The sequence below is a fragment of the Paracoccus marcusii genome (assembly GCF_006151785.1).
In the GTDB taxonomy this organism is placed as follows: domain Bacteria; phylum Pseudomonadota; class Alphaproteobacteria; order Rhodobacterales; family Rhodobacteraceae; genus Paracoccus; species Paracoccus marcusii.
In genome coordinates this window covers 1-24,020 of sequence record NZ_VDDD01000053.1, presented here as the reverse complement: position 1 = coordinate 24,020, position 24,020 = coordinate 1, and the positions used below count along the sequence as shown (strand labels likewise).

Sequence of the window (24,020 nt, the reverse complement as noted above, 5' to 3'; positions counted from 1 at the left end):
TGTGCCATGGCCGAGGATACCATGGCCACATTAGGCTGGGAATCCTGTTTGGGTTTTCACACGGTCTGGATCGCTTGGGGACCGCTTCAGATCATCCGCATTTGGAATGGCCGCAGCTGGGGCAGGTCATGCAGCCCTCGACCATTCGCATACCGTACTGACCGCAGCTGGAGCAGGCGGGGCCGCGCGGCGTCTCGCCCACGGCCATCACTTCGGCCTGCGGGTCGGACTTGAGGCCCAGCCCTTCGCCCGCCAGGAAGCCCGTCTCGATCAGGTGGCGTTCGATCACGCCGCCAATGGCCGCCAGGATCGAGGGGACATAGCGGCCCTGCATCCAGGCCCCGCCGCGCGGATCGAAGACCGCCTTCAGCTCCTCGACCACGAAGGACACGTCGCCCCCGCGGCGGAACACGGCCGAGACCATGCGCGTCAGCGCGACCGTCCAGGCATAATGCTCCATGTTCTTGGAGTTGATGAAGATCTCGAACGGGCGGCGGTGGTTGCCGTGGATGATGTCGTTGATCGTGATGTAGATCGCGTGCTCCGACCCCGGCCATTTCAGCTTGTATGTCGCGCCTTCCAGCGCCGCGGGACGGTCCAGCGGCTCGGTCAGATAGACGACATCCGCGCCCTTGTCGGCCTCCGGCGCCTTTTCGGTCGTCTCGCTGACAGACAGCACCGAGCCGGTCACATCGTTCGGCCGATAGGTCGTGCAGCCCTTGCAGCCCAGATCCCAGGCCGCCATGTAGACGTCCTTGAACGCCTCGAAGCTGATGTCCTCGGGGCAGTTGATGGTTTTCGAGATCGAGCTGTCGACCCATTCCTGCGCCGCGGCCTGCATGGCGACGTGGTCCTTGGGAGCCAGCGTCTGCGCGTTCACGAAGTAATCGGGCAGCGCCGCGTCGCCCTTCAGGTCGCGCCACATCTGCACGGCGTAATCGACGACCTCCTCCTCGGTCCGCGAGCCGTCTTTCTGCAGGACCTTGCGCTTGTAGGCATAGGCGAAGACCGGCTCGATCCCCGACGACACATTGCCCGCATAGAGGCTGATCGTGCCCGTCGGCGCGATCGAGGTCAGCAGGGCGTTGCGGATGCCGTGCTTGCCGATCGCGTCGCGGACATCGGCGTCCATCTTGGACATGAAGCCCGAGGCCAGGTATTTCTTGGCGTCGAACAGCGGGAATGCGCCCTTCTCCTTGGCCAGTTCGACGGATGCCAGATAGGCCGACCGGGCGATGGCCTTCATCCAGACGCGGGTCTGCGCAACCGCGTCATCGGCGCCGTAGCGCAGGCCCAGCATCAGCAGCGCGTCCGCCAGACCGGTCACGCCCAGGCCGATGCGACGCTTGTTGCGGGCTTCCTCGGCCTGCGCGTCCAGCGGGAATTTCGATGCGTCGACCACGTTGTCCATCATCCGGACAGCCGTGCGGACCAGATCGTCCAGGCCTTCGGGGTCCAGTTCGGCCGTCTCGGTGAACGGGTTCTTGACCAGCCGGGCCAGGTTGATCGAGCCCAGCAGGCAGGCGCCATAGGGCGGCAGGGGCTGCTCGCCGCAGGGGTTGGTGGCCGCGATCGTCTCGACATAGGACAGGTTGTTGGCCTTGTTGATCCGGTCGATGAAGATCACGCCCGGCTCGGCGAAATCATAGGTCGCCTTCATGATCCGGTTCCACAGGTCCAGCGCCTGGACGGTGCTGTAGACCCGACCCTCGAACTTCAGGTCCCAAGGCGCATCGGCGCGCACGGCATCCATGAAATCGTCGGTGATCAGCACCGACAGGTTGAACATTCGCAGGCGCGCACTGTCCTGCTTGGCCACGATGAACTGTTCCACGTCCGGGTGGTCGCAGCGCATCGTCGCCATCATCGCGCCACGGCGCGAGCCGGCCGACATGATCGTGCGGCACATCGCGTCCCAGACATCCATGAAGGACAGCGGACCCGACGCATCGGCCGCCACGCCCTTGACCACCGCGCCCCGCGGGCGGATCGTGCTGAAGTCGTAACCGATGCCGCCGCCTTGCTGCATGGTCAGCGCGGCCTCCTTCAGCATGTCGAAGATGCCGCCCATGCTGTCGGGGATGGTGCCCATGACGAAGCAGTTGAACAGCGTGACCGACCGGCCCGTTCCGGCACCGGCCAGGATGCGGCCCGCGGGCAGGTACTTGAAGTCCTCCAGCGCGGAATAGAACTTGTCCTCCCACTTGGCCGGGTCGCTTTCCACGCGCGCCAGGTCGCGCGCGACGCGACGCCAGCTGTCCTCGACCGACCCGTCGACGGCCTGCCCCTCGGAATCCTTCATCCGGTACTTCATGTCCCAGATCTGTTCTGCGATGGGGGCGGCAAAGCGGGTCATACGCTCATTCCTTGGTGGTTTGTTCAGGGTTGGACACCAGATATAGCGTCAAAACGCGGCTGGCAAGGTCTTGACAGGGTCGGCCCGTCGGTTTCAGGCAGGTGTGACAAGACCACGAAAATCGGCTTCTATCGCAGAATAGCATGCTGCCGAAAGGGTCTTGCGGTCGTTTCCTGCGACGGGAATCGGGGGGTGCAGCCGGACGGTCACATGCCCGTGGCGTCTTGCCGCAAGAATCGACAGCAGGTGCGGCCCCAGATCCATGTCCGCCCACCAGCCATAGAATCGCGGGTCCTGCCCCGGCGGCGCTTGATAGACAGCACTGACCGGCTGGATCGCCAGACCGGCGGGCAGGTCGTCGGCCAGAAACCCCTGGAACAGGGTCGGCTTGAACGGCAGGACGCGGCGTCCGTCGCTGGACGTGCCTTCGGGGAAGAACAGCAGGCGATGCCCGGCGCGGATGCGTTCGGCGAATTCCAGCGCCTGCGCGCGGGCCAGTTTCGGATCGCGTGTCACGAAATGCGTGTCGGTCACGCGCGTCAGGACGTTGATGCCGGGCCAGCGGGCGACCTCGGCCTTGCTGACGAAGAAGACCGGCAGGGCGGCGTTCAGCGTCAGGATGTCCAGCCAGCTGGAATGGTTCGCCACGACCGCGCCGGGGCCCCGCAGGGGCGTCCCCTCGCGCCGCCAGCGCAGGCCGATGCAGGCCAGGACCAGACGGCAGACGATCTGGACATGCGGTTCGGTCCAGGGGCGGCGGCGTCCATGCACCAGTCGCTCGATCCCGCGCAGCGGCAGGATCAGCAGCACGCCCAGCATCAGCACCAGAACCGCCGGCACGCCGCGGCGGATCACCCGCAGCCAGTCGCGCAGCCCGCGCGGGGGGGCCGGCACAGGCGGTTCGGCATCGCGCCAGGTCGGGCTCATGTCGGCTGCCAGCGGCTTTCGTAGAATTGCTTGTGCTTGGCGGACATCGCGCCCGTGTCCATCAGCAGGAACACATCGGTCGTGTTGAAGGCACGGTCGATGAACGCCCCCTCGCCCACCAGACCGCCAAGGCGCAGATAGGCCTTGATCAGCGCAGGCATCCCGACCAGCGCCTCGCGCCGGTCCAGGCGGTCGGGGGCGATCAGGTCCATGGTCTGGAACCCGTCGGGCCGCGCCCGGGGCCGCAGGTCCGGCGGGGCCAGGTGATGGTGGTGCAGCCACGACAGCGACGGTGCCAGCAGCGTCGGGTCTGTGCCGTGAAAGCTGGCCACGCCGAACAGGATCTGGATGCCGTGGTCCAGCACATAGTCGGCCAGCGCGTTCCACATCAGGAACATCGCCGCCCCGCCCCGGTGATCGGGATCGACACAGGATCGCCCCAGTTCCAGCAGCGGTCGGCCGCTGTCGCGCAGCGGTGCCAGGTCGTATTCGCCGTCGCAGTAGAACCGCCCGAAATCGGCCGCCACATCGCTGCGCAGCAGGCGATAGACGCCGACCACGTGATCCAGCGCCTCCGCATCGCGGCGCGTGTCGATCAGGCACAGGTGGTCGACGACGGGGTCGAACTCGTCCCGTTCCAGCCGGGCGTCGTGATCGACCAGCGGGCCTGTGCCGCCCAGCTCCTCGACGAACACGCGATAGCGCAGGCGCTGCGCGGCCATCAGGTCGCGGGGCGTCGTGGCAAGGCGGATCTGGAAAAAGGCAGGGTCGGCGCGGTTCACGATGGCCTCGGTGCTTGGGCTGCGGCCTGTCTAGGAAAGCCGCGCGGCCAATGCAACACGTGCGGCCCAAGTTCCGCTTGCATCGCGCAACCTTCAGTTGCATCGTCGCGCAAGCAATATCAGGAGTTTACATGTCGCCCATACGCAGGATCTGCAACGCCACGCGGCGTCCGTCGATGACCTGCTTGCCGGCCTCGGTAAAGTTCACGGTGATGCGGTCGCCGATCCGGGACTGGACCTGCCCCTCGCCCCATTCGGGCGCGCCGGGATGACGCACGATCATGCCGGGTTCAAGGATATCGTTCACCGCGAAAACTCCATTTCTCTGCACTTTGGAAGGTAATCATACATGACGGTCGATACAACGCGGATCGCTGCGGGCGATCTGGCCGCACTGCTGGGATCGCGGCTGTGCCATGACCTGGTGTCGCCCCTTGGGGCCATCGGCAACGGGGTCGAGCTGCTGGAGATGTCGCCTGATTTTCCGGGCCTGGCCCAATCTCCCGAACTGCGCCTGATCTCCGAAGCGGTGGGTGCGGCACGCGCACGCATCCAGGCCTATCGCATGGCGTTCGGCATGGCGCAGGGCGAACAGCGGATCGGCCTGGCCGAGTTGCGCCGTCTGCTGGACGGGATCGCCGCACAGGGCCGCCTGACGATCACCCTGGACGCCGCAGGCGATTTCGCGCGGCCCGAGATCCGCATGCTGGTATTGGCGGTGATGTGCATGGAAAGCGCGATGCCCTGGGGCGGCCGGGTGATCGTGCTGCGCGACGGTCCGCGATGGCGGCTGGTCGCGGAATGCGACCGCAGCAAAGTCGACCCGACCCTGTGGGGCTGGCTGGACGGCCCGCAACCCCGCACCCTCGCCCCGTCCGAGGTGCATTTCGCCCTGCTGGCCGAGGCCGCGCGGGCCGAGAACCGCCCCCTGCGCCATGAATTCGACGACACCGGGGGCGAGATCGCGTTCTAGGCGCGGATCGTCCCGTCGCCCGTGACCAGATATTTGAAGCTGGTCAACTGTTCCGCCCCCACCGGCCCGCGGGCATGCATCTTGCCCGTGGCGATGCCGATCTCGGCGCCCATGCCGAACTCTCCACCGTCCGCGAACTGGGTCGAGGCGTTCCGCATCAGGATCGCGCTGTCCAACCCGGCAAAGAACCGTTCGGCGGTCGCGTCATCCTCGGTCAGGATCGATTCGGTGTGCTGGCTGCCATGGCGGCGGATATGGGCGATGGCCTCCTCGACCCCGTCCACCAGCTTGGCGGCGATGATCATGTCCAGGAACTCGCGCCCGAAATCGTCGGGCTTGGCCGGCACGGTGCCGGGGATGCGCGCCAGATCGCCATCCGCACGCACCTCGACCCCCGCCTCCAGCAGGTCGCGGATCAGGACGTCGCCATGGCGGTCATGGAACGCCCTGTCGATCAGCAGGCATTCGGCCGACCCGCAGACACCGGTGCGCCGCGTCTTGGCGTTCAGCACCACGCGCCGCGCCTTTTCCAGATCGGCCGCGGCGTCGGCATAGATGTGGCAGATCCCCTCCAGATGCGCAAAGACCGGCACGCGGGCCTGGTCCTGCACCAGCCCGACCAGCCCCTTGCCGCCACGCGGGATGATCACGTCGATCAGCCCCTGTGCGCCCAGCATGGCGCTGACCGCCGTGCGGTCGCGCGTGGGCACCATCTGGATGGCGGTTTCCGGCAGGCCCGCCGCGCGAAGACCCTCGACCATGCAGGCATGGATCGCGCTGCTGGAATGCAGGCTTTCCGAACCGCCGCGCAGGATCACCGCATTTCCGGACTTCAACGCCAGCGCCCCCGCATCGGCGGTCACGTTCGGCCGGCTTTCATAGATGACCCCGATCACGCCGATGGGCGTGCGCACGCGGCGGATATGCAGACCGGTGGGCCGGTCCCATTCCGCGATGACCTGCCCGACCGGATCATCCTGTTCGGCAACTTCGCGCAGGCTTTGCGCGATCGCGGCGATGCGTGCGCCGTCCAGACGCAGCCGGTCCAGCATCGCATCCGACAGCCCCTTTTCGCGCGCGAAGTCCAGATCACGGGCGTTGGCCGCCAGGATATCAGGGGTACGGGCGGTGATGGCGTCGGCGGCGGACAGTAGGGCCATGCGTTTCGGTCCGGCTGGCGTCTGCGCCAGAACCACCGCGGCCTCTCGGGCGGCGGCGCCAAGGGCGTCGATCAGTTGCCGGGCTTGGACCATGTCCGTCATCGCTTCCTCCGATACGCAAAATCGACGCCGTCTTAGCGTGATCCTGCCGAGAAGGGGAAGGGAAGAAATGGCGCGGTTGACGGGGCTCGAACCCGCGACCCCCGGCGTGACAGGCCGGTACTCTAACCAACTGAGCTACAACCGCGCATTTCCTTCGGGCGAATGATGAGTTGTGGCGCGGTTGACGGGGCTCGAACCCGCGACCCCCGGCGTGACAGGCCGGTACTCTAACCAACTGAGCTACAACCGCCCAACTCATCCCCCGGACGATCGCCCGCCGGAGTAGGCCGGGGTTTACGCAGACCGCCGCGCGGCGTCAAGGGCGCGTTGAACGAATTTTGCCACATTCGGGCAAATCTTTGAAATTACGGTGCAAAGAACGCGAACGGGGCGCCCGATGGGCGCCCCGATGAACCAAGCAACTTGTAAACAAACAGGGTGGGATCAGTCGCGGACGGTTTCCATGTCGAATTCCGGCAGCGCTTCCAGTTCTTCCTGGCTGTAGTTGGTCGCCAGAACCGTGTCGTCACCGAACATCGCCATGTTCAGGACATCACGATCCAGCAGCACGGTGTGCGTGCCCATGCCCAGAAAACCGCCGATGTCGGCGATGTAGCCCATGACCTGACCGTCCGGCGACATCACGATGTCGGACACAGTCGCGATCTCGTTCCAGTCACCCGGAACCGCATCGCCCGTTGCATCGGTCCATTCGGTGGTCGACGGTTGGTTGGTCGTATAGATCGCGCGGCCCTGCAGCCACGATGCGGTGATGCCGGGATTCTCGGCCGACAGCGTCACTTCCATGTCGCTCATGTCGGTCGCCATCTCGTCGGCGGGCATCGTCTCGGCAGGCCTGGCATTCGCCGGCATGGTCTCTGCGGGCATTGTCTCTGCGGGCATCGTCTCGGCCGGCATGGCGTCGGTGGCCGGGGGCGTCGCCGCGTCCTGTGCGAACACCGGAGCCGCAAATGCCAGAGCAGCAGCCGTCGTCATCATGAGGGTTTTCATTCTAGATCTCCGCATCAATTCTTTGTTTCGATGACGTCTTTTCGTCATCTTCACGGCATCAACGCGGGCATTTCGACGACCGTTCCCTAAACATTTGTATGATCTAGTCACGTGATCGTGGGTGACTGATCCGTCCGCCGCAGACCGGTGCCGGAACGCCCGTGGTCATCGGCCCCGATATTGGCAGCCCCCGCAGCACGCGTACCGCCAGCCAGCCGAAGGCCTGCGCCTCCAGCATGTCGCCATTCAGGCCGATCGCCTCGACCGGCCGGACGGGCACGGGCAACGCTGCTGCCAGCGCATCCATGATGGCTGCATTGTGGCGCCCCCCGCCGCAGACCAGAACTTGCGCAGGCATCGCGGGCAGCCACGCGATGCCTGCCGCAACAGATCCGGCCAGTGCCGACACCATCGTCGCCGCCGCATCGGCATCGGACAGCGGGGCAACCGCGCGGGTCAGGCCGGCGAACTGATCGCGATCCAAGGATTTGGGGGCGGGTCGCCGGAACCACGGATCATCCAGGAACGCCGCGACGATGTCCTGATCGGCGGTGCCGCTGGCCGCCAGTGCGCCGCCTTCGTCCCGCGACTGACGGCGGCGCCGGCGCATCAGGTCGTTCAAGGGCGCGTTCGCAGGCCCCGTGTCGAAGGCGACGCAGGCACCGGCGGTCTCGGGTGCGGGGGCCGTGGGGTCCACCCAGCTGATGTTGCCGACGCCGCCCAGATTCAGGAACGCCACGGGGGCCGCGGGCAGGCGCCCCTGCCCCACGGCCCAGTTCGCGCAGGCCCAATGAAAGAACGGCACCAAAGGCGCGCCCTCGCCTCCCTGACGCACATCCTCGGACCGGAAATCCCAGACCACGGGGCGATCCGTCATGCGCGCCAGCGCCGCGCCGTCACCCGCCTGATGCGTGCCGCGCCCGCGCGGATCGTGGGCCAGCGTCTGGCCGTGAAACCCGATCAGCTGCGCATCTGGAAACTGCCGTGCCAGATCGGCATGGGCCGCCTGGACCAGTTGCGCCAGCTCCGCCACCTCCGGCGCGTCGGGCCACAGGCCCAGCCCCGCATGCAGCACGGCCGATTCGTTGTCGCCGAACGCACGAAAGGCGCTGTCCCCAAAGCCGCCGATCCGCACCCCGTCGGTTTCGATCATCGCCGCGTCGACACCGTCCAGCGACGTGCCCGACATCATCCCCAAAGCCCGGATCATCGCTTTTCCTTCGCTGCTCCTGCCTGTATATCGCCCGGATACACAAGGATGAAGCCCATGACATACCAGCCCAAATCCGACTTCCTGCGCATCATGTCCGAACGCGGCTATCTGGCCGACTGCACGGATTACGCCGGGCTGGATCAGGCGCTGCTGGCAGGACCGATCACGGCCTATATCGGCTATGACGCGACGGCGGCCAGCCTGCATGTCGGGCACCTGCTGAACATCATGATGCTGCGCTGGTTCCAGAAGACCGGCAACAAGCCCCTGACCCTGATGGGCGGCGGCACGACCAAGGTGGGCGATCCGTCCTTCCGCAGCGACGAGCGCCCGCTTCTGGACGATCCCGCGATCCAGGCCAATATCGACGGGATGGGCCGGGTCTTTGCCCGCTATCTGGATTACGGCCCCGACGGGGCGGTGATGCTGAACAACGCCGAATGGCTGGACGGCCTGAACTACCTGACCTTCCTGCGCGACATCGGCCGGCATTTCAGCGTCAACCGGATGCTGTCCTTCGAATCGGTCAAGTCCCGGCTGGACCGGGAACAGTCGCTGAGCTTCCTGGAATTTAACTACATGATCCTGCAGGCCTACGACTTCCTGGAGCTGAACCGCCGCCACGGCTGTGTTCTGCAGATGGGCGGGTCGGACCAGTGGGGCAACATCGTCAACGGGATCGACCTGACGCGGCGGGTGGACGACCGGCAGGTCTGGGGCCTGACCTCTCCGCTGCTGACGACCAGCGACGGGCGCAAGATGGGCAAGTCGGCGGGCGGGGCGACCTGGCTGTCGGCGGACATGCTGTCGCCCTATGAGTTCTGGCAGTTCTGGCGCAACACCACCGATGCCGATGTGGGCCGGTTCCTGAAGCTGTACACCGAACTGCCGGTGGACGAATGCGACCGCATGGGCGCGCTGCAGGGGTCCGAGATCAACGAGGCCAAGGTCCGTCTGGCCAACGAAGTGACGACCCTGTTGCATGGCGCCGATGCCGCCGCCAGCGCCGAGGCGACCGCGCGCAGCGTCTTTCAGGACGGCGGCGCGGGCGGCGATCTGGAGGTCGCGGTGCTGCCCGCCGATCAGGCGCAAGGCGTCACCATCGCGCAGGCCCTAGTCCAGTCGGGCATCGTCGCCAGCGGCAAGGAGGTCAAGCGTCTGGTGGCCGAAGGCGGCCTGCGCGCCGACAACGCGCCTGTCACCGATCCGCAGATGCCCTTGGACCAGGCCGTACTGGAGCGCGGCATCAAGATCTCGGTCGGCAAGAAAAAGCATCGGATGCTGCGCATCGGCTGAGTTGACCGCATTGCATGGCTGCCCTGCAACCGCCCTGACCTTGCGTCAGGGCGGTTTCATTTTGACTGGGCAGTCAATATCTGACGGTCACGGGAGGAAACGCCCTGATCGGAGAATGACAATGTCGAACCAGACCCAGAAGCCGCTGAGCATCGCGGACCGCAAACGCAGCCAGCAGGCAGATGCCGCACTGGATCAGATGTACGGATACTATGCCCGCGAAGACGGCACCCGTCCCGTCGTCAGCGAACTGGACGCCCAGAAGGCTGCATGACACCGGAAAGATCGCCGAAAGCAAGGGGCCCACGCGGCCCCTTTTCCATGTCCTGACCGCGGAAGAACCGCGGCTGCCACCCGTCGCCTCTGCACGGGTTCGGTTGGGCGTCGCGGTGCGGCCCGCCATGCGGTTCTGTCACAACTTGAAACGTCCGGCTGCGGAACGGTACTGAGAGGGGCATGACAGTCGAAAAGGACACATCCCGATGATTGCGCAACCCGACGTGACGGTGCCGCCCAATATACGTCGCCTGGAGGACGGGCGGCTTGTGCTTGTCGGCGGAAATCACGGGGTCGCGCAGATGTTCGAACGCGGCAGTTCCACGGTGCCGGAGGAGCGCATCGAGATTTTCAGACGCAATCATCGCGCGCGGAAACAGTGGGCGGATGAGAACGGCTGTACCTATTCCCAATGGGTGTTTCCCGATCCGATCGTTCTGAACGCCGTCACGGCAGGGCTCGGGTATCGATCGATATTCGAACGCTCGATGCCATCTGACGCGCGGCCCAACGATCTGCTTTATCCGATCGACCATCTGTTCGGGCGGAATGATCGGCTGAGCATGACCGACAGTCACTACACTCCCGTCGCGAACATGCATCTGGCCGCCGAGGTGGCCGAACGGACTTTGCATATCGATGCAAGCAAGGTTCTGGATGATCTTACATCCAGCATGGGTCCGGAAAGAGAATACGTGGGCGACCTGGGTGTGCAATGCACGCCGAAAATCAGCGAGATCAGGCGTTCGCCGATGGCACACCCCCAGATTGCCTCGGCTGCCAATGGGGTTCAGGCCGGGAACATGGGAATCATGCACCTGATATCATCCCCGAAATCGGTAACGCCGCGGACGCTAATGATCTTTGGCGACTCGTTCTTTCGCTCGCTGTTGACAGAGTTGGCACGTTACTGGCGCAAGATCGTCTTCTGCCGCACGCCGTTCTTTCATCAGGAGATGATGGCGGCGGTCAAGCCGGACGACGTTCTGTGCGGGCTGGCGGAACGCTATTTCGCCTCCACCCGGCCCGACACCGAACGACCGCACTTTCTTGCCTATCCCCTGATGCACGGCCGAAGCACCGCTCCCGATGCGATGTTCGCCACGCTTTGGGACGAGATGATCGATGCCAACGCCTTGGCATTGAACAGATGATCGTTTGATCGCGACAGGTTCTGAACAAAGATCGAGAGAATACCGCGTAAGCGGGCGCGCAACGCATCAATAGAATCGCGGTGTTCAGTGGTCGGGGCGATAGGATTCGAACCTACGGCCTACGGTTCCCAAAACCGTCGCGCTACCAGGCTGCGCTACGCCCCGACACCCGCGCTTTAGCGCAAGGAGGCGGCGGTGGAAAGCCCTAGCGGCACGGCCAAGCTGCGCCAGCTCGATCCAGCGCGGGATGAGCCAGTTGCTGGCCGGCGGCAAGACCCAGCCTTGCTGCCTCGCCTCCTGCGATTTCCAGGACCATCAGGCGGTCCGGCCGCGGATCGCCGACGGCGGCGCCGGGGATTGGCGTTTCGTCCAAGGGGCGGGCGTTGCGGTGAATATGACGGATCACGCCGGTTTCGTCGAAGAAGATCAGGTCAAGCGGGATCAGCGTGTTACGCATCCAGAAACTGACCGGCTGGGGTTCGGGATAGACGAACAGCATCCCCTCTCCCGCAGGTAGGTTTCTGCGGAACATCAGGCCTTGGGCCCGTGATTCGGGTGTGTCGGCAACCTCTATCTGAAAGGACAGAGCCGTGTCGCCAGTTGTGCGAATCAGCGCCGCATCAGACCTGCATTGCGCATCCGCTGCCGGGACGATGGGTTGGGCCGCAAGCGGCGCAGCCAGCGCCAGCAACAGGGCGACTGCAAGGCTACTCCGCAACATGGGGAAGCGAGTTGTGAAGCGATTCGGCCTGCGCCTTTTCGTCATGGGCCGTCTGCGCCGCATCCCATGCTGCGATCTGTGCCGCCATGAGGCCACGCGGGCCCTCGACGATGCGCAGGCAAAGCGCCTCCCCGATGGCAAGGTCTGCAAAACCGGAATGGCGCAGGACCTCGATATGGATGAAGACATCCTCAGAGTAACCGAAGATGTTGGCGAACCCGAAGCCCTTGGATTTGTCGAACCATTTCACACGCGCCGGCCGCAGCGGCAGGCTGTCGAGGTTTTCGATGATGTCGATGTCCAGGTCGGCGATGGGGGCCTGTCCGTCGGTGGCGGGTGGCTCGATCGAAACGACCTCGGCGGCCTGCACGCCGCGGCTGGTATGCTGCACTAGCACCTGCACGCGTGACTGATCGGCGACGGAACTGCGGCCGAAATTGCGCAACACGTTGCCATGCAACAGAATATCGCTGCCGCCGTTTTCGTCCAGAATGAAGCCATAGCCCTTCGAGGGGTCAAACCACTTGACCAACCCTGTCACCAGCTTGAGGCTGCCGTCTTCTGTCATCGCATTTCCGTATTCACGCTAGCCAATTGTCCTAGGACAGTAATGACCCCCTCCACTGACTACAACACAACAGTGGCTTGGAGGCGAGACTGTGCCAACGAGGTTAACAAAAGTTGGTTCCGTTCCTGCGACGACATATCGCGGCGGGTCATGGATAGAGTCGTTCGACCGACCATCCGGCATCCGCGTCGCGGGTCCACCGGAACCGGTCGTGCAGGCGAAACGCGCCGTCCGCCCAGAATTCCAGATGCGACGGAGTGATGCGATAGCCGCCCCAGAATGGCGGCCGCGCGGGGCGCGGACCGTGGCGCAGCCCGGCCTTGGCGGCCTCGGCCACCAGCGTCGCGCGGGCATCCAGCGGTTGCGATTGGCGCGAGGCCCAAGCCCCCAACCTGCTCTGCAGCGCGCGGCTGTCGTAATAGGCGTCGGCCTGGGGTCCGTCCTCTCGGGTGACGGTGCCGCGCACGCGGATCTGCCGGTGCAGCGATTTCCAGTGCATCACGAAGGCCGCCTTGCCCGAGGCCTCGATCTGGCGGCCCTTGGCGCTGTCATAGTTGGTATAGAAGACGAAGGATCCGTCCAGCCCCTGCCCGTCGATATCCTTGAGCAGGACCATCCGCACATCCGGCAGCCCGTCTGCATCGACGCTGGCCAGCGCGACGGCATTCGGGTCGTTGGGCTCGGACGCCCGCGCCTCTTCCAGCCAGGCGCGGGCAATGTCGAACGGGTCGTCGCCCGCAAAGATTCCGGTCCGATCACTCATCGCGCACTCCTTGTGCTTGCTGCGACAGGACACTTGCCCTAATCACCTTTGAAACGGTTGAAAGCGTGAGGGACAGGACATGTCAAGCGAGCAGAGGCCCGGCCTGATGGCCGGCAAGCGCGGTCTCATCATGGGATTGGCCAACGACAAGTCGATCGCCTGGGGTATCGCCAAGGCCTTGGCGGCCGAGGGTGCGGAACTGGCGTTCAGCTATCAGGGCGATGCGCTGAAGAAGCGCGTCGATCCGCTGGCGGCGCAGCTGGAGTCGGACACGGTGCTGCCCTGCGACGTGTCGAACGAGGCATCGATCGACACCCTGTTCGCGGATCTGGGCGCGAAATGGGACGGGCTGGATTTCGTCGTCCATGCCATCGGCTTTTCGGACAAGGACCAGCTGCGCGGCCGCTATGCGGAGACGACACGCGACAACTTCCTGATGACGATGGACATTTCGGTCTATTCCTTCACCGCCGTCGCGCGCCGCGCGGCCGCGATGATGAAGGATGGCGGGTCGATGCTGACGCTGACCTATTACGGCGCCGAACGCGTCATGCCGCATTACAACGTGATGGGCGTCGCCAAGGCCGCGCTGGAGGCCTCGGTCCGCTATCTGGCCGAGGATTTCGGCAAGGACAACATCCGCGTCAACGCGATCAGCGCCGGTCCGATCAAGACGCTGGCCGCCAGCGGCATCGGCGACTTCCGCTACATCATGAAGTGGAACGAACTGAACTCTCCGCTGCGTCGCAATGTCACGCAGGAAGATGTCGGCAATTCCGCCCTGTACCTTCTGTCGCGCCTTGGCGCCGGCGTGACCGGCGAAACGCATCACGTCGATGCCGGCTATCACGTCGTGGGCATGAAGGCTGTCGACGCCCCCGACATCGCGACCGTCAAGAAGGACTGACGGACACGCAGCCCCCATGATCCAGATCACGGCCGAACAGATGGGCATCTTCGTGGCCACGCTGTCGGCCGCGATCCTGTCGCCCGGACCCGGCGTGATCGCCGTCAGCCAGGGCGCCTTTGCCTTGGGGCGCAGACGTGCGCTGACCTATGGGTGGGGTTTGGCGATCGGCGCGTCGGTCTGGTGCCTGGTCGCACTGCTGGGACTGACAGCCCTGTTCCGCGTCGCCCCCTGGACCCTGATCCTGCTTAAACTGTTGGGCGGGGCCTATCTGATCCGCATCGGCATCCTGATGTGGATCCATGCCCGCGACCCGATGCCCGACGCCGCGGCGGGCGGGATGAGCCTGTGGTCCGGCATGGCACTGAACCTGTCGAACCCGAAACCGGCGCTGTTTTACTCCGCCGTGCTGCTGTCGATTTTTCCCGCCGCGCTGAGTGTCGCCGACAAGGGCGCCATCTATGCCGTGGCCTTGTCGGTCGAGCTGTTCTTCTATACCGCACTGGCCAGCCTGATGGCCCTGCCGCTGTTGCGGCGGCGCTATGCGGCCCTGAAATTCTGGATCGACCGGGGGGCCGGGCTGGCGATCGCCGCCCTCGGCCTGTCCCTGGTCCTGCGCCCGTGAAGGAGACAACGATGAACGACCGCCTGCCGCACGAAAAAGGCTTCCATGTCAGCTGGGACCAGCTGCACCGCGACGCGCGCGCCCTGGCATGGCGCATGGACGGCACCGAATGGCGGGCCGTGGTCGCCGTGACGCGCGGCGGGCTTGTCCCCGCGATGATCGTCGCGCGGGAACTGGACATCCGGACCATCGACACGATCTCGATCCGCTCCTACAAGGGCGTCGGCACGGAAGCGGGCCAGGGCCAGCTGGAGGTCCTCAAGCGCCCCGACCCCGAACTGATGGGCGATGGCGAGGGCATCCTGGTCGTGGACGACTTGGTTGATTCGGGACGCACGCTGGAACTGATCCGCGAGATGTATCCCAAGGCACATCTAGCCACCGTCTATGCCAAGCCCAAGGGCAAGCCGATGGTCGCCAGCTATGTGACCGAGGTCAGCCAGGACACCTGGATCTTCTTCCCGTGGGACATGGCATTGCAGTACGTGCAACCTTTCCGCGGCGAAGACTGAAACGATATCAGGGGCTTGGCGAACCCCTGACATTTCTGTCACCGACAGGGCGGGAACCTGACGTGATGCCGGTGCATTAAGCACCCAATGGCGGGCTGCCCAAGCAACCCGCAAGGCACACACAGGAGACCAAAGACATGCGTAAGCTGCTTTTGACCACCACCCTTGCTCTGCCTCTGACTCTTGGCGCGGCATTCGCGCAGGACACGGCACCCGCCGCCGATCCCGCGATGGAGCCTGCCGAAACCGCCCCCATGACCGACGCCGGAACCGGTGACATGGCGACGGGTGACATGGCCACGGACGACATGGCCACCGAAGACGCCGATGAAGCCGCCGCCGCCGCATCCGCCGCGGACAAGGTCGAGGTTCAGCAGGCCGAGAACGAATGGCGCATCGACTGGATCACCGGCGCCAGCGTGACGTCGCCTGATGGCACCGATATCGGCTCGATCAGCGACCTGATCGTCGATGGCGACACCGGTGAGATGAAGGCCGCGATCATCGGCGTGGGTGGTTTCCTTGGCATCGGCCAGAAGCAGATCGCCCTGCCGTGGGGCGACCTGACCATCAACTCGGACGCGCAAGAGATCACCAGTGATCTGACCCGCGAAGAGGCCGAGGCCGCACCTGAATACGTGTTCCGCGACCAGGAGGCCCCGGCTGGCGACATGATGAGCGACCCGGCCGCTGACCCTGCAGCCGCACCTGCCGCGGACCCGATGGCTACCGGCACCGCGACCCCGCCTGCCGATAAGATGGCGACCGAACCTGCAGGTGACATGGCGGCCGAACCCGCCGATGGTATGGCTGAACCCGCCGACACGATGGCGACCGAGCCGGCGGACACGATGGCAACGGAACCGGCAGACGGTACGACGACCGAGACCGCACCCGCCAACTGATCTGTGATCCTGACGAAAGAACGGCGGCCCTTTGGCCGCCGTTTTTTGTTACGCTCAGCTGTTTCCGCGGACGAACCGCGACGCGCCTTCTGCGGCGCGCTGCAGGGCACGGCTTTTGTTCACCGTTTCCTCGAACTCCGCTTCGGGGTCGCTGTCGTAGACGACGCCCCCGCCAGCCTGAATATACAGCGCCTTGTCCTTGACCACGCCGGTGCGCAGCGCGATGCACATGTCCATCTCGCCATTGGCCGCGAAATAGCCGACCGCACCGCCATATACGCCCCGCTTCTCAGGCTCCAACTCGTCGATGATCTGCATCGCGCGGACCTTGGGCGCGCCCGACACCGTCCCGGCAGGCAGGCCCGCCAACAGCGCGGACAATGCGTCCTCGCCCTCCCGCAACTCTCCGACCACGTTGGACACGATGTGCATGACGTGGCTGTAGCGTTCGATCACGAACTGCTCGGTCGGGCGGACGGTGCCGGGTTTGGCCACGCGACCCACGTCGTTGCGGCCCAGATCCAGCAGCATCAGGTGTTCGGCCAATTCCTTCTGGTCGGACAGAAGATCGGCTTCCAGCGCACGATCCTGCGCCTCGTCCGCGCCGCGGGGCCGCGTTCCGGCGATGGGGCGGATCGTCACCTCTCCGTCGCGCAGGCGGACCAGGATCTCGGGGCTTGCACCGACAATCTGGAAACCGCCCATGTTCAGGAAGAACATGAAGGGCGACGGGTTGGTCCGCCGCAGGCTGCGGTAAAGCGCGAAGGGCGGCAGCGGAAAGTCCATCCGCCACCGCTGGCTGGGAACGACCTGAAAGATGTCGCCCGCGCGGATGTAATCCTTGGCGGTCTCGATCGCGGCCAGATAATCGGGTTTGGCGAAATTGGACACCGGCGCGCCGATCTGCGTGTCGTCGCCCATCACCCGCGGCTCTGACGGCTGCCGGTCAAGCGAGCGCAGCGCGTCCATGACCCGTTCCGCGGCGCGCGCATAGGCCGCGCGCGCATTGTCGGTACCGTCATGCCAAGCCGGGGCGCACAGGGTCACCTCCCCCTTCACGCCGTCCAGCACGGCCACGACCGAAGGGCGCATCATCATCGCGTCCGGCAGGTCCAGCGGATCGGGGTTCACACCCGGCAGATCCTCGACCAGCCGGATCATGTCATAGCCCAGATAGCCGAACAGGCCCGCCGCGACCGGCGGCACGCCCTCGGGCATCGCGTCGATCCGGCTTTCCGCGATCAAGGCCCGAAGGCTGTCCAGCGCCGGGCGGGGATCATCCTCGAAGTCTTGAGAGAACCGCGCCTGCCGGTTGATCCGCGCCTGACCGTCGCGGCATTCCCAGACCAGATCCGGCTTCATGCCGACGATCGAATAGCGGCCGCGCAGTTCTCCGCCCGTGACCGATTCCAGCATGAAGCTCTGCGGTGCGGCCTCGGCCAGCTTCAGCATCAGGCTGACCGGGGTGTCCAGGTCCGCGGCCAGCCGGATGGTCACCAGCTGGTTGCGGCCTGCGGCCCATTCGGCCTCGAACTGCGGAAATTCCGGCGTCAGCTGCATCACTGGACCTGGGCGTTGATGGCGTTGATCGCGGACTGGTTCAATTCGACCGCGGACTGGCGCTGCGCATAGCGGGCGTAATAGTCGAACAGGTCGACCTGCAGCGACTGATCCAGACGCGACCGCACCCCGTCCAGCACCTGTGCGGCATCGGGCTGGGACAGGTCGGCATCGTTGATCTGGTCAAGCCGCACGACGAACACCCGGTCGCCCGCATCGACGACCTCGGCCTGACCGGGTTCGGTCACGGCAAAGGCCTGGGACAGCAGCTGCGGGGGCAGTCCGTCCATCCAGTCGCTGCGCGCCAGGCCGGTTTCGGTCGTCCAGGCGGAGGCGTCGTCGGCCTGCGCCTCGTCCGGGGTCGCCTCGGTCTGGGCGACCTCGGCCAGGCTCAGATCGGCGGCCAGTTCCAGCAGCTGGCGCTGGACCTCGGCGCGGCGCCAATCGGCCAGAACCTCGTCGCGGACCTCCTCGAAGGGGCGCAGGGTCGGGGGCACGATCTCGTCCAGGCGCATCGCAAAGACGCCGCCATCCGCCAGTTCGGCCAGTTCGGGGAAATCGGTGCTTTCCATCTGGGCGGCACGTTCGCGAAACGCCTCGTATCCGGCGATGCTGCCCTCGGCCGGCACCGCGTCGGCGGTCCAGTCGACCTGGCCCAGTTCCAGCTCGGTATCCTCGGCCAGCTCCTCCAGCGTCGCGCCGCTTGCCAGCGCGTCCTCCAAATCCGCGATGCGGTCCTGGATCTGGCGCGCGGCGGCGGACAGCGCCGCCTCTCCGCGCAGGCCTTCGCGCGCTTCCTCGAAGGGAATGTCGACGGGGTCCAGGATCGCGTTCACCGAAAACAGCGCAGGGCCCAGATCGGTCGGCAGCGGACCCACGACCCCCGGCTGGTCCAGCGCGAACACGGCCTCGGCCGCCGAACCCAGCTGCGCCTCGGTCACCTCGCCCAGATCAACGTCATCCAGCGTCAGTCCGCGCTGCAGGACGAAGGATTCGAACGGCGCGGTGTTGGCGTCGATCTGCTCGCGGGCGGCCTGCGCCTGTGCCTCGTCGGGGAAGACCAGGCGGCTGACCATCCGGCGCGCGGGGCGCTGGAACTGGTCGATGTTCAGCTGATAGGTGTCGCGCAGCGCGGCCTCGTCCAGCTGCACCTCGGAGGACAGCATGTCGGGCGTCACCCAGGCATAGGTGATCGCGCGCGTCTCGGGTGCGGTGAAGCGGTCCCCATTGGCAGCATGCCAGGCGCGCAGCGTCGCGTCGTCAGGCTCGGCCACGGGCGCGGGCAACTCGTCCTCGGTCAGTTCGCGCCAGCTGAAATCGCGCGTCTCCAGCAGCCAGCGCGCGGTCTGGTCGACCATCGGCGCCGGCGCGGTCACGCCGCCCACGACGGCGCGCTGCAGCAGCAGGCGCGCCTCGTCGTCGCGCACGGTCGCCTCGAAATCGGCCTCGGTCAGATTCTCGCGGCGCAGCACCTCGGCATAGGCGGCACGGTCGAACGACCCGTTCGGGCCCTGGAACGCGCCCGCCTGCATGATCGTCTGCGCGACCTGCGCATCGCCCACCGACACGCCGATGGCGCGCGCCTGTTCCGCCAGCGCTGCCGCCGCGATCAGGTTGGCCTGCACCGACTGCGCCAGCCCCATCTGCTGGGCCTGCTGCATGGTGATCTGCTGGCCGGTCTGCTGGGAAAAGGCGCGCATTTCCGATTGCAGGGCGCGGGCATAGTCGTCGGCGGTGATCTTGGTGTCGCCGACCGATCCGATCTCGGTCGTGCCGCCCGAAAAGCTGGTGATGCCAAAGCCTCCCAGCCCCAGCACCATCAGACCCATCAGGATCCAGACGATGGTCGATTTGCCCTTGGTACGCAGCTGTGACATGGCGCGGCCTTCCTCGTGGTCGTGTCCCGCCCGTCTTTAGGGCGCGGGCGGGTCAGCCACAAGTGGATCAGGCCGAAAGGCCGGCCAGCCGGTCCGCCAGCGCCGCGATTCCGGCCGCGTCGGCATTGGCGAACGCAATGCGCAGGTGGCGCGGGCCCGTGGCGTCGCCCTCGGGCGTGAACATCGTTCCGGGCAGCGCCAGGACGCCTGCGTCCCGCACCATCCGCCGCGCCAGATCGGCCGAGCCTTCGGCGAACGGGTGTTCGACCCATGCGAAATACGCCCCCGCGCTTTTCAACCGCCAGCCGGGCAAGGCGCCAAGGGCGGCCGCGGCGGCGGCACGGCGCGCCAGGATCTCAGCCCGCTCTCCGGCCAGCCAGTCCTGCAGGTGCTCCATCCCCCAGACCGCGCCGATCTGACCCAGTTGCGACGGAGAGATGGCCACGGTGTCCAGGAACTTCTCGACCTGCTGCAACCGCTCGATGCCGGCGACGATGGCGCCGACACGATGCCCGGTCAGGCGATAGGCCTTGGAAAAGCTGTAGAGCTGGATCAGCGTCCCGTCCCAGTCAGGCCGGGTCAGCAGGTCATGCGGTGCCCCGTCGCGGCTGTCGAAATCGCGATAGGTCTCGTCCACCACCAGCGCGATCCCGTGCGCCTGCGCCAGATCGAAGAACCGCCCCACAAGATCGGCCGGGTACTCCGCGCCCGACGGGTTGTTCGGCGTGACCAGCACGATCGCCCGCGTGGCGGGCGTGATCAACGCCGCTGCGTGATCGGGGTCGGGCAGCATGTCGGCCCCGCAGGGCAGCGGGACCGTGGCGACGCCCGCCATGTCCAGCCACATCTTGTGATTGAAGTACCACGGCGTCGGCACGATCACTTGATCGCCCTGCCCGGCCAGCGTCGCCATGACCGCGCAGAACGCCTGGTTGCACCCTTGGGTGATCGCGACGTTGGTCCCCGTCAGAGCACCACCATAGGCGGCAGAAAACTGCGCCGCCACGGCATCGCGCAGATCGCTGTTGCCCAGGACGGGGCCGTACAGATGCGCCTCGGGTCGGTGCAGGGCCGCCTCGGCGATGGCCCGGCGCAGCCCTTCGGGCGGCGGATCGACGGGGGCGGCCTGGCTGACATTGATCAGGGGTCGGTCGACGGGAAAGCTGACGCCGCTCAGCCAGCGGCGCGCCTCCATCACCGGGGGGGCAAAGGTCGCGGCGAGGGCGGGGTTCAGCGGGCGCATGTCAGTTTCGTTCCATTCTGCGAAGGTCGGTCAGGTCCGGTGGCAGCGACAGGTCCAGCGCCGGGGCGGGCATCGCGGGCGCCCGGTCCATGGGCACATCGTCCGACGGCGCGATCCGCGGCAATCCGTCCTGCGCCGCGCGGATCGCGGGCTGGGGCGCGGGGCCGGTCACCGTCACCGGCGTATCGCCGCGCAGGGTCAGGCCGGGCGCATCGGCGGCCATGTCGGGCGCGGGTTGCGCAGGCATCCGGTCCGTGGGCTGCAGGCTGGGACGCATCGTGTCATTCGTCACGGGGGCCGGTTCATCCTGGGGTGCGGGCACCGCGGCGGGCGTGGCCGCATCGCGCAGGCTGGCCGCACTGGGCGCGGGCAAGGTCGGCGAGACGTCGCCCCCGCGTCCGAATTCGGACCCGATCGGCATGCCGATCGACAGCGCGTCGCGCCCCGGCGGTGCCAGCGGCACCGCCAGCGACAGCCCGGCCAGCGCCAGGACCCCAACCAGCCCGCCCGTCGCCGCCCCCGCCAGAAATCCCCGTGCCATCCATGCCCCGTCCGTGCTGTGCGTCCGCCCGGTCTTGACCCCCGGTGGCGCTTTGGCCCATCTATAGCGGACGCTTTTTCCGGGGGAAACCGCCCCCCTTCTTCTGGCCGCAAGGTGCATCGATGATCCTTCTGATCGACAATTACGACAGCTTCACCTGGAACCTTGTCCATTACATGGGCGAGGCCGGGGCCGAGGTCGTCGTGCGCCGCAACGACCAGATCACCGTGGACGAGGCCCTGGCGATGGCGCCGGACGGGATCGTGATCTCTCCGGGTCCGTGCGATCCGGCGCAGGCCGGGATCTGCCTGGACCTGATCCGCGCGGCCGCGGACCGGGCCGTGCCGCTGTTCGGGGTCTGCCTGGGCCACCAGGCGATCGGAGAGGCGTTCGGCGGTCGCGTCGTGCGCGCCAACCGCATCCTGCACGGCAAGGTCGACGCGATCAGCCATGACGGCACGGGCGTCTTTTCGGGGCTGCAATCGCCGCTGAACGCCACCCGCTATCATTCGCTGACCGTCGAACCCGAGACCCTGCCGAACTGCCTGCGCGTCACCGCGACGTCGGACGACGGCACGATCATGGGTCTGATCCATTCCGACCTGCCGATCGAGGGCGTCCAGTTCCACCCCGAATCCATCGCCTCGCAGTTCGGACACGAGATGATCCGCAACTTCCTGGACCGCTGCACCGTCCGCAAGGACGCCGCATGACGGACATCCGCCCCCTGATCGGCCTTGCCGCCGAACGCCCCCTGACGGGATCCGAGGCCGAAGCCGCGTTCTCTGCGCTGTTCGACGGTGCGGCGACCCCCGCCCAGATCGGCGGCCTGCTGATGGCCTTGCGCGTGCGCGGCGAAACCGTGGACGAGATCGCGGCCGCCGCCCGCGCCATGCGCGCCCGCATGAACCGCGTCACCGCGCCCGACGGCGCGATGGACATCGTGGGCACTGGCGGCGACGGCAAGGGGACGCTGAACATCTCGACCGCGACGGCCTTTGTCGTGGCGGGGGCCGGCGTACCCGTGGCCAAGCACGGCAACCGAAACCTGTCGTCGAAGTCCGGGGCGGCCGATGCGCTGACCCAGATGGGCATCAACGTGCTGGGCGGCCCCGCCGTGGCGCAGCGCGCGCTGGACCAGGCGGGCATCTGCTTCATGATGGCGCCGATGCACCACCCGGCGATGCGCCATGTCGGTCCGCCCCGGACCGAACTGGGCACGCGCACCGTCTTCAACCTTTTGGGACCGCTGACCAATCCGGCCGGGGTCCGCCGACAGCTGACCGGCGCGTTCAGTGCCGACTGGCTGCGCCCCATGGCCGAGGTGCTGCGCGACCTGGGGTCGACATCGGCCTGGCTGGTGCATGGCGGCGACGGCACGGACGAGCTGTCGATCGCCGAGGACAGCCACGTGGCCGCGCTGCAGGACGGCCAGATCACCGAATTCACCATCGCCCCCGAGGATGCGGGCCTTTCCCGCCATCCCTTCGCCGCAATCGTGGGCGGAGAGCCGTCGCACAATGCCGCGGCATTCCGGGCCCTGCTGGACGGAGAACGGGGCGCCTATCGCGACGCGGTGCTGCTGAACGCGGCCGCTGCCCTGCTGATCGCGGGGCGGGTTTCCGACCTGCGCGACGGGGCCCGGATGGCCGCCGAATCGCTGGACAGCGGCGCGGCAAAGGCGCGGCTGGTGGCGCTGGCGCAGGTCACCGGCGCACCCGAATCGTGACGCCCCCGTCGGACTGGGCGCATCTGCCGTTCTTTCGGGACGACTGGCCGGCGATCCGCGACCGGCTGGCGGACACGGCGTTCCTGCCCGGGCCTGATCGGATCTTCGCGGCCCTGCAGGCGACATCGCCGCGGGATGTGCGCGTCGTGATCCTGGGTCAGGATCCCTATCCGACACCGGGCCATGCGAACGGGTTGGCATTCTCGGTCACGCCCGACACGCCGCTGCCCCGGTCGCTGCGCAATATCTTTGCCGAACTGCGCGACGACCTGGGCGACGCGCCCACCACGGGTGATCTGTCGCATTGGGCGCATCAGGGCGTGCTGTTGCTGAACACCGCGCTGTCGGTCGTGCCGGGACAGGCCGGGGCCCATGCGGGCTGGGGCTGGGAACGGCTGGCCCGACAGGCCGTTGCCGAGGCGCAGGCGCACGGTCCGCTGGCCTTCGTGCTGTGGGGCAATCACGCGCGGAAAGCGGTGGCGGGCCTGCCGCGCGCGCAGGATCTGGTGATCGCCACGGCCCATCCCTCGCCCCTGTCGGCCCGGCGCGGGTTCTTTGGATCGCGGCCCTTCAGCCGCATCAACGACTGGCTGACGGACCAGGGGCGTGCGGCCATCGACTGGACCGGCTGACCGCCGCGCCCCCTTTCCCCGCCCGCGCGGTGGGGATAGAACGGGGGCATGGATATTCTGGACAAGATCAAGGCCTACAAGCTGGAAGAGATCGCCGCCGCCAAGGCCGCGCGTCCGCTGGCCGACCTCGACGCGCAGGCCCGTGCGGCCGACGCCCCCCGCGGCTTTGCCCGCGCGCTGGACCGGG

At 66.6% G+C, this 24,020-nt stretch carries 25 protein-coding genes, 3 tRNA genes and 1 pseudogene; 12 read left to right on the top strand and 17 right to left on the bottom strand.

Features of this window, described 5'->3' with window-relative positions; genetic code table 11:
- Positions 1-91: 91 nt before the first annotated feature.
- From FHD68_RS10055 to FHD68_RS10040, 4 genes are all read right to left on the bottom strand, one after another.
- Positions 92-2,356 carry an adenosylcobalamin-dependent ribonucleoside-diphosphate reductase gene (locus FHD68_RS10055; RefSeq protein WP_127898405.1) on the bottom strand — a complete coding sequence of 755 codons (2,265 nt, stop codon included), beginning with the start codon at positions 2,354-2,356 and terminating at the stop codon, positions 92-94.
- A 93-nt stretch (positions 2,357-2,449) separates the two neighbouring features.
- Positions 2,450-3,283 carry a lyso-ornithine lipid O-acyltransferase gene (olsA, locus tag FHD68_RS10050; RefSeq protein ID WP_127898404.1) on the bottom strand — a complete coding sequence of 278 codons (834 nt, stop codon included), beginning with the start codon at positions 3,281-3,283 and terminating at the stop codon, positions 2,450-2,452.
- Positions 3,280-4,065 carry a GNAT family N-acetyltransferase gene (gene olsB / locus FHD68_RS10045; RefSeq protein WP_482811968.1) on the bottom strand — a complete coding sequence of 262 codons (786 nt, stop codon included), beginning with the start codon at positions 4,063-4,065 and terminating at the stop codon, positions 3,280-3,282. The genes olsA and olsB overlap by 4 nt, the downstream gene beginning before the upstream one ends.
- A gap of 127 nt (positions 4,066-4,192) precedes the next feature.
- The gene (locus tag FHD68_RS10040) at positions 4,193-4,372 is read right to left on the bottom strand and encodes a DUF3553 domain-containing protein (protein WP_042249936.1); all 180 of its coding nucleotides are present in this window, start codon (positions 4,370-4,372) and stop codon (positions 4,193-4,195) included.
- Between the two features lie 42 nt (positions 4,373-4,414).
- Between FHD68_RS10040 and FHD68_RS10035 the strand changes: the two genes are divergently transcribed.
- Positions 4,415-5,038 carry a histidine phosphotransferase family protein gene (locus FHD68_RS10035; protein ID WP_127898403.1) on the top strand — a complete coding sequence of 208 codons (624 nt, stop codon included), beginning with the start codon at positions 4,415-4,417 and terminating at the stop codon, positions 5,036-5,038.
- Here the strand turns inward: FHD68_RS10035 and FHD68_RS10030 are convergent.
- The 5 genes from FHD68_RS10030 to FHD68_RS10010 all read right to left on the bottom strand — a co-directional run bounded on the left by FHD68_RS10030 (position 5,035) and on the right by FHD68_RS10010 (position 8,521).
- Positions 5,035-6,291 carry a glutamate-5-semialdehyde dehydrogenase gene (locus FHD68_RS10030; RefSeq protein WP_371706138.1) on the bottom strand — a complete coding sequence of 419 codons (1,257 nt, stop codon included), beginning with the start codon at positions 6,289-6,291 and terminating at the stop codon, positions 5,035-5,037. The genes FHD68_RS10035 and FHD68_RS10030 overlap by 4 nt on opposite strands.
- 77 nt (positions 6,292-6,368) lie before the next feature.
- Positions 6,369-6,445 (bottom strand) — tRNA-Asp (locus tag FHD68_RS10025).
- A 28-nt stretch (positions 6,446-6,473) separates the two neighbouring features.
- Positions 6,474-6,550: transfer RNA gene (locus tag FHD68_RS10020), tRNA-Asp, on the bottom strand.
- A gap of 194 nt (positions 6,551-6,744) precedes the next feature.
- The gene (locus tag FHD68_RS10015; protein ID WP_127898401.1) at positions 6,745-7,365 is read right to left on the bottom strand and encodes a PRC-barrel domain-containing protein; all 621 of its coding nucleotides are present in this window, start codon (positions 7,363-7,365) and stop codon (positions 6,745-6,747) included.
- 49 nt (positions 7,366-7,414) lie between these two features.
- Positions 7,415-8,521, bottom strand: a complete 1,107-nt coding sequence (locus FHD68_RS10010; RefSeq protein ID WP_127898400.1) for an anhydro-N-acetylmuramic acid kinase — start codon at positions 8,519-8,521, stop codon at positions 7,415-7,417.
- Between the two features lie 57 nt (positions 8,522-8,578).
- On the opposite strand from FHD68_RS10010, the gene tyrS reads away from it, so the two are divergent.
- The 3 genes from tyrS to FHD68_RS10000 all read left to right on the top strand — a co-directional run bounded on the left by tyrS (position 8,579) and on the right by FHD68_RS10000 (position 11,250).
- Positions 8,579-9,820: a tyrosine--tRNA ligase gene (gene tyrS / locus FHD68_RS10005; RefSeq protein ID WP_127898399.1), complete on the top strand. Its 1,242-nt coding sequence runs from the start codon at positions 8,579-8,581 to the stop codon at positions 9,818-9,820.
- Positions 9,821-9,935: 115 nt separating this feature from the next.
- Positions 9,936-10,094 (top strand): hypothetical protein, encoded by a 159-nt coding sequence (locus tag FHD68_RS18985; RefSeq protein WP_162198018.1) that lies wholly within the window; start codon positions 9,936-9,938, stop codon positions 10,092-10,094.
- A gap of 208 nt (positions 10,095-10,302) precedes the next feature.
- Positions 10,303-11,250, top strand: coding sequence for an alginate O-acetyltransferase AlgX-related protein (locus FHD68_RS10000; RefSeq protein ID WP_127898398.1), 948 nt, complete (start codon positions 10,303-10,305; stop codon positions 11,248-11,250).
- An 88-nt stretch (positions 11,251-11,338) separates the two neighbouring features.
- On the opposite strand, the gene FHD68_RS09995 is transcribed toward FHD68_RS10000, so the two are convergent.
- The 4 genes from FHD68_RS09995 to pdxH all read right to left on the bottom strand — a co-directional run bounded on the left by FHD68_RS09995 (position 11,339) and on the right by pdxH (position 13,302).
- Positions 11,339-11,415 (bottom strand) — tRNA-Pro (locus tag FHD68_RS09995).
- 40 nt (positions 11,416-11,455) lie between these two features.
- Entirely contained in the window at positions 11,456-11,941 is a 486-nt protein-coding gene (locus tag FHD68_RS09990) for a DUF192 domain-containing protein (RefSeq protein WP_341872754.1), read from the bottom strand.
- 16 nt (positions 11,942-11,957) lie between these two features.
- The gene (locus FHD68_RS09985) at positions 11,958-12,539 is read right to left on the bottom strand and encodes a cold-shock protein (RefSeq protein WP_127898397.1); all 582 of its coding nucleotides are present in this window, start codon (positions 12,537-12,539) and stop codon (positions 11,958-11,960) included.
- Positions 12,540-12,687: 148 nt separating this feature from the next.
- Positions 12,688-13,302 carry a pyridoxamine 5'-phosphate oxidase gene (gene pdxH, locus FHD68_RS09980; RefSeq protein ID WP_127898396.1) on the bottom strand — a complete coding sequence of 205 codons (615 nt, stop codon included), beginning with the start codon at positions 13,300-13,302 and terminating at the stop codon, positions 12,688-12,690.
- Between the two features lie 79 nt (positions 13,303-13,381).
- On the opposite strand from pdxH, the gene fabI reads away from it, so the two are divergent.
- From fabI to FHD68_RS09960, 4 genes are all read left to right on the top strand, one after another.
- Positions 13,382-14,209 (top strand): enoyl-ACP reductase FabI, encoded by an 828-nt coding sequence (gene fabI, locus FHD68_RS09975; RefSeq protein WP_127898395.1) that lies wholly within the window; start codon positions 13,382-13,384, stop codon positions 14,207-14,209.
- Positions 14,210-14,225: 16 nt separating this feature from the next.
- Positions 14,226-14,834 (top strand): LysE family translocator, encoded by a 609-nt coding sequence (locus tag FHD68_RS09970; RefSeq protein WP_206692642.1) that lies wholly within the window; start codon positions 14,226-14,228, stop codon positions 14,832-14,834.
- An 11-nt stretch (positions 14,835-14,845) separates the two neighbouring features.
- On the top strand, positions 14,846-15,346 hold the full coding sequence (gene gpt, locus FHD68_RS09965) for a xanthine phosphoribosyltransferase (RefSeq protein ID WP_045980835.1): 501 nt from the start codon (positions 14,846-14,848) through the stop codon (positions 15,344-15,346).
- Positions 15,347-15,483: 137 nt separating this feature from the next.
- A complete protein-coding gene (locus FHD68_RS09960) occupies positions 15,484-16,251 on the top strand; it encodes a PRC-barrel domain-containing protein (RefSeq protein ID WP_139085609.1) in 768 nt (255 codons plus the stop codon).
- Between the two features lie 54 nt (positions 16,252-16,305).
- Here the strand turns inward: FHD68_RS09960 and trpE are convergent, their stop codons facing one another.
- From trpE to FHD68_RS09940, 4 genes are all read right to left on the bottom strand, one after another.
- Positions 16,306-17,811, bottom strand: coding sequence for an anthranilate synthase component I (gene trpE / locus FHD68_RS09955; protein WP_127898393.1), 1,506 nt, complete (start codon positions 17,809-17,811; stop codon positions 16,306-16,308).
- Positions 17,811-19,688: a peptidylprolyl isomerase gene (locus tag FHD68_RS09950; protein WP_045980832.1), complete on the bottom strand. Its 1,878-nt coding sequence runs from the start codon at positions 19,686-19,688 to the stop codon at positions 17,811-17,813. Before FHD68_RS09950 ends, trpE begins: the two co-directional genes overlap by 1 nt.
- Before the next feature lie 67 nt (positions 19,689-19,755).
- Complete coding sequence (locus FHD68_RS09945) at positions 19,756-20,931, bottom strand: aminotransferase (RefSeq protein WP_045980831.1); 1,176 nt, start codon at positions 20,929-20,931, stop codon at positions 19,756-19,758.
- A 1-nt stretch (position 20,932) separates the two neighbouring features.
- The gene (locus FHD68_RS09940) at positions 20,933-21,472 is read right to left on the bottom strand and encodes a hypothetical protein (protein WP_127898392.1); all 540 of its coding nucleotides are present in this window, start codon (positions 21,470-21,472) and stop codon (positions 20,933-20,935) included.
- Between the two features lie 122 nt (positions 21,473-21,594).
- Between FHD68_RS09940 and FHD68_RS09935 the strand changes: the two genes are divergently transcribed.
- The 4 genes and pseudogenes from FHD68_RS09935 to FHD68_RS09920 all read left to right on the top strand — a co-directional run.
- Positions 21,595-22,185: an anthranilate synthase component II gene (locus FHD68_RS09935; RefSeq protein ID WP_045980829.1), complete on the top strand. Its 591-nt coding sequence runs from the start codon at positions 21,595-21,597 to the stop codon at positions 22,183-22,185.
- Complete coding sequence (gene trpD, locus FHD68_RS09930) at positions 22,182-23,201, top strand: anthranilate phosphoribosyltransferase (protein WP_127898391.1); 1,020 nt, start codon at positions 22,182-22,184, stop codon at positions 23,199-23,201. Before FHD68_RS09935 ends, trpD begins: the two co-directional genes overlap by 4 nt.
- Positions 23,198-23,833, top strand: a complete 636-nt coding sequence (locus tag FHD68_RS09925) for a uracil-DNA glycosylase (protein WP_127898390.1) — start codon at positions 23,198-23,200, stop codon at positions 23,831-23,833. Before trpD ends, FHD68_RS09925 begins: the two co-directional genes overlap by 4 nt.
- A gap of 48 nt (positions 23,834-23,881) precedes the next feature.
- Positions 23,882-24,020, top strand: a pseudogene (locus FHD68_RS09920) (indole-3-glycerol phosphate synthase TrpC); the annotation flags it as partial.

What these genes read in the sequence shown, in the direction of transcription:
- FHD68_RS10010 (WP_127898400.1), bottom strand. Translation starts at nt 8,521, where the DNA reads ATGATCCGGGCTTTGGGGATGATGTCGGGCACGTCGCTGGACGGTGTC.
- tyrS (WP_127898399.1), top strand. Translation starts at nt 8,579, where the DNA reads ATGACATACCAGCCCAAATCCGACTTCCTGCGCATCATGTCCGAACGC.
- FHD68_RS09985 (WP_127898397.1), bottom strand. Translation starts at nt 12,539, where the DNA reads ATGACAGAAGACGGCAGCCTCAAGCTGGTGACAGGGTTGGTCAAGTGG.
- FHD68_RS09960 (WP_139085609.1), top strand. Translation starts at nt 15,484, where the DNA reads ATGCGTAAGCTGCTTTTGACCACCACCCTTGCTCTGCCTCTGACTCTT.
- FHD68_RS10055 (WP_127898405.1), bottom strand. Translation starts at nt 2,356, where the DNA reads ATGACCCGCTTTGCCGCCCCCATCGCAGAACAGATCTGGGACATGAAG.
- FHD68_RS09945 (WP_045980831.1), bottom strand. Translation starts at nt 20,931, where the DNA reads ATGCGCCCGCTGAACCCCGCCCTCGCCGCGACCTTTGCCCCCCCGGTG.
- fabI (WP_127898395.1), top strand. Translation starts at nt 13,382, where the DNA reads ATGTCAAGCGAGCAGAGGCCCGGCCTGATGGCCGGCAAGCGCGGTCTC.
- FHD68_RS10000 (WP_127898398.1), top strand. Translation starts at nt 10,303, where the DNA reads ATGATTGCGCAACCCGACGTGACGGTGCCGCCCAATATACGTCGCCTG.
- olsA (WP_127898404.1), bottom strand. Translation starts at nt 3,283, where the DNA reads ATGAGCCCGACCTGGCGCGATGCCGAACCGCCTGTGCCGGCCCCCCCG.
- FHD68_RS10030 (WP_371706138.1), bottom strand. Translation starts at nt 6,291, where the DNA reads ATGGTCCAAGCCCGGCAACTGATCGACGCCCTTGGCGCCGCCGCCCGA.
- trpE (WP_127898393.1), bottom strand. Translation starts at nt 17,811, where the DNA reads ATGCAGCTGACGCCGGAATTTCCGCAGTTCGAGGCCGAATGGGCCGCA.
- FHD68_RS09940 (WP_127898392.1), bottom strand. Translation starts at nt 21,472, where the DNA reads ATGGCACGGGGATTTCTGGCGGGGGCGGCGACGGGCGGGCTGGTTGGG.
- FHD68_RS18985 (WP_162198018.1), top strand. Translation starts at nt 9,936, where the DNA reads ATGACAATGTCGAACCAGACCCAGAAGCCGCTGAGCATCGCGGACCGC.
- gpt (WP_045980835.1), top strand. Translation starts at nt 14,846, where the DNA reads ATGAACGACCGCCTGCCGCACGAAAAAGGCTTCCATGTCAGCTGGGAC.
- pdxH (WP_127898396.1), bottom strand. Translation starts at nt 13,302, where the DNA reads ATGAGTGATCGGACCGGAATCTTTGCGGGCGACGACCCGTTCGACATT.
- FHD68_RS09935 (WP_045980829.1), top strand. Translation starts at nt 21,595, where the DNA reads ATGATCCTTCTGATCGACAATTACGACAGCTTCACCTGGAACCTTGTC.
- FHD68_RS09970 (WP_206692642.1), top strand. Translation starts at nt 14,226, where the DNA reads ATGATCCAGATCACGGCCGAACAGATGGGCATCTTCGTGGCCACGCTG.
- trpD (WP_127898391.1), top strand. Translation starts at nt 22,182, where the DNA reads ATGACGGACATCCGCCCCCTGATCGGCCTTGCCGCCGAACGCCCCCTG.
- FHD68_RS10035 (WP_127898403.1), top strand. Translation starts at nt 4,415, where the DNA reads ATGACGGTCGATACAACGCGGATCGCTGCGGGCGATCTGGCCGCACTG.
- FHD68_RS09950 (WP_045980832.1), bottom strand. Translation starts at nt 19,688, where the DNA reads ATGTCACAGCTGCGTACCAAGGGCAAATCGACCATCGTCTGGATCCTG.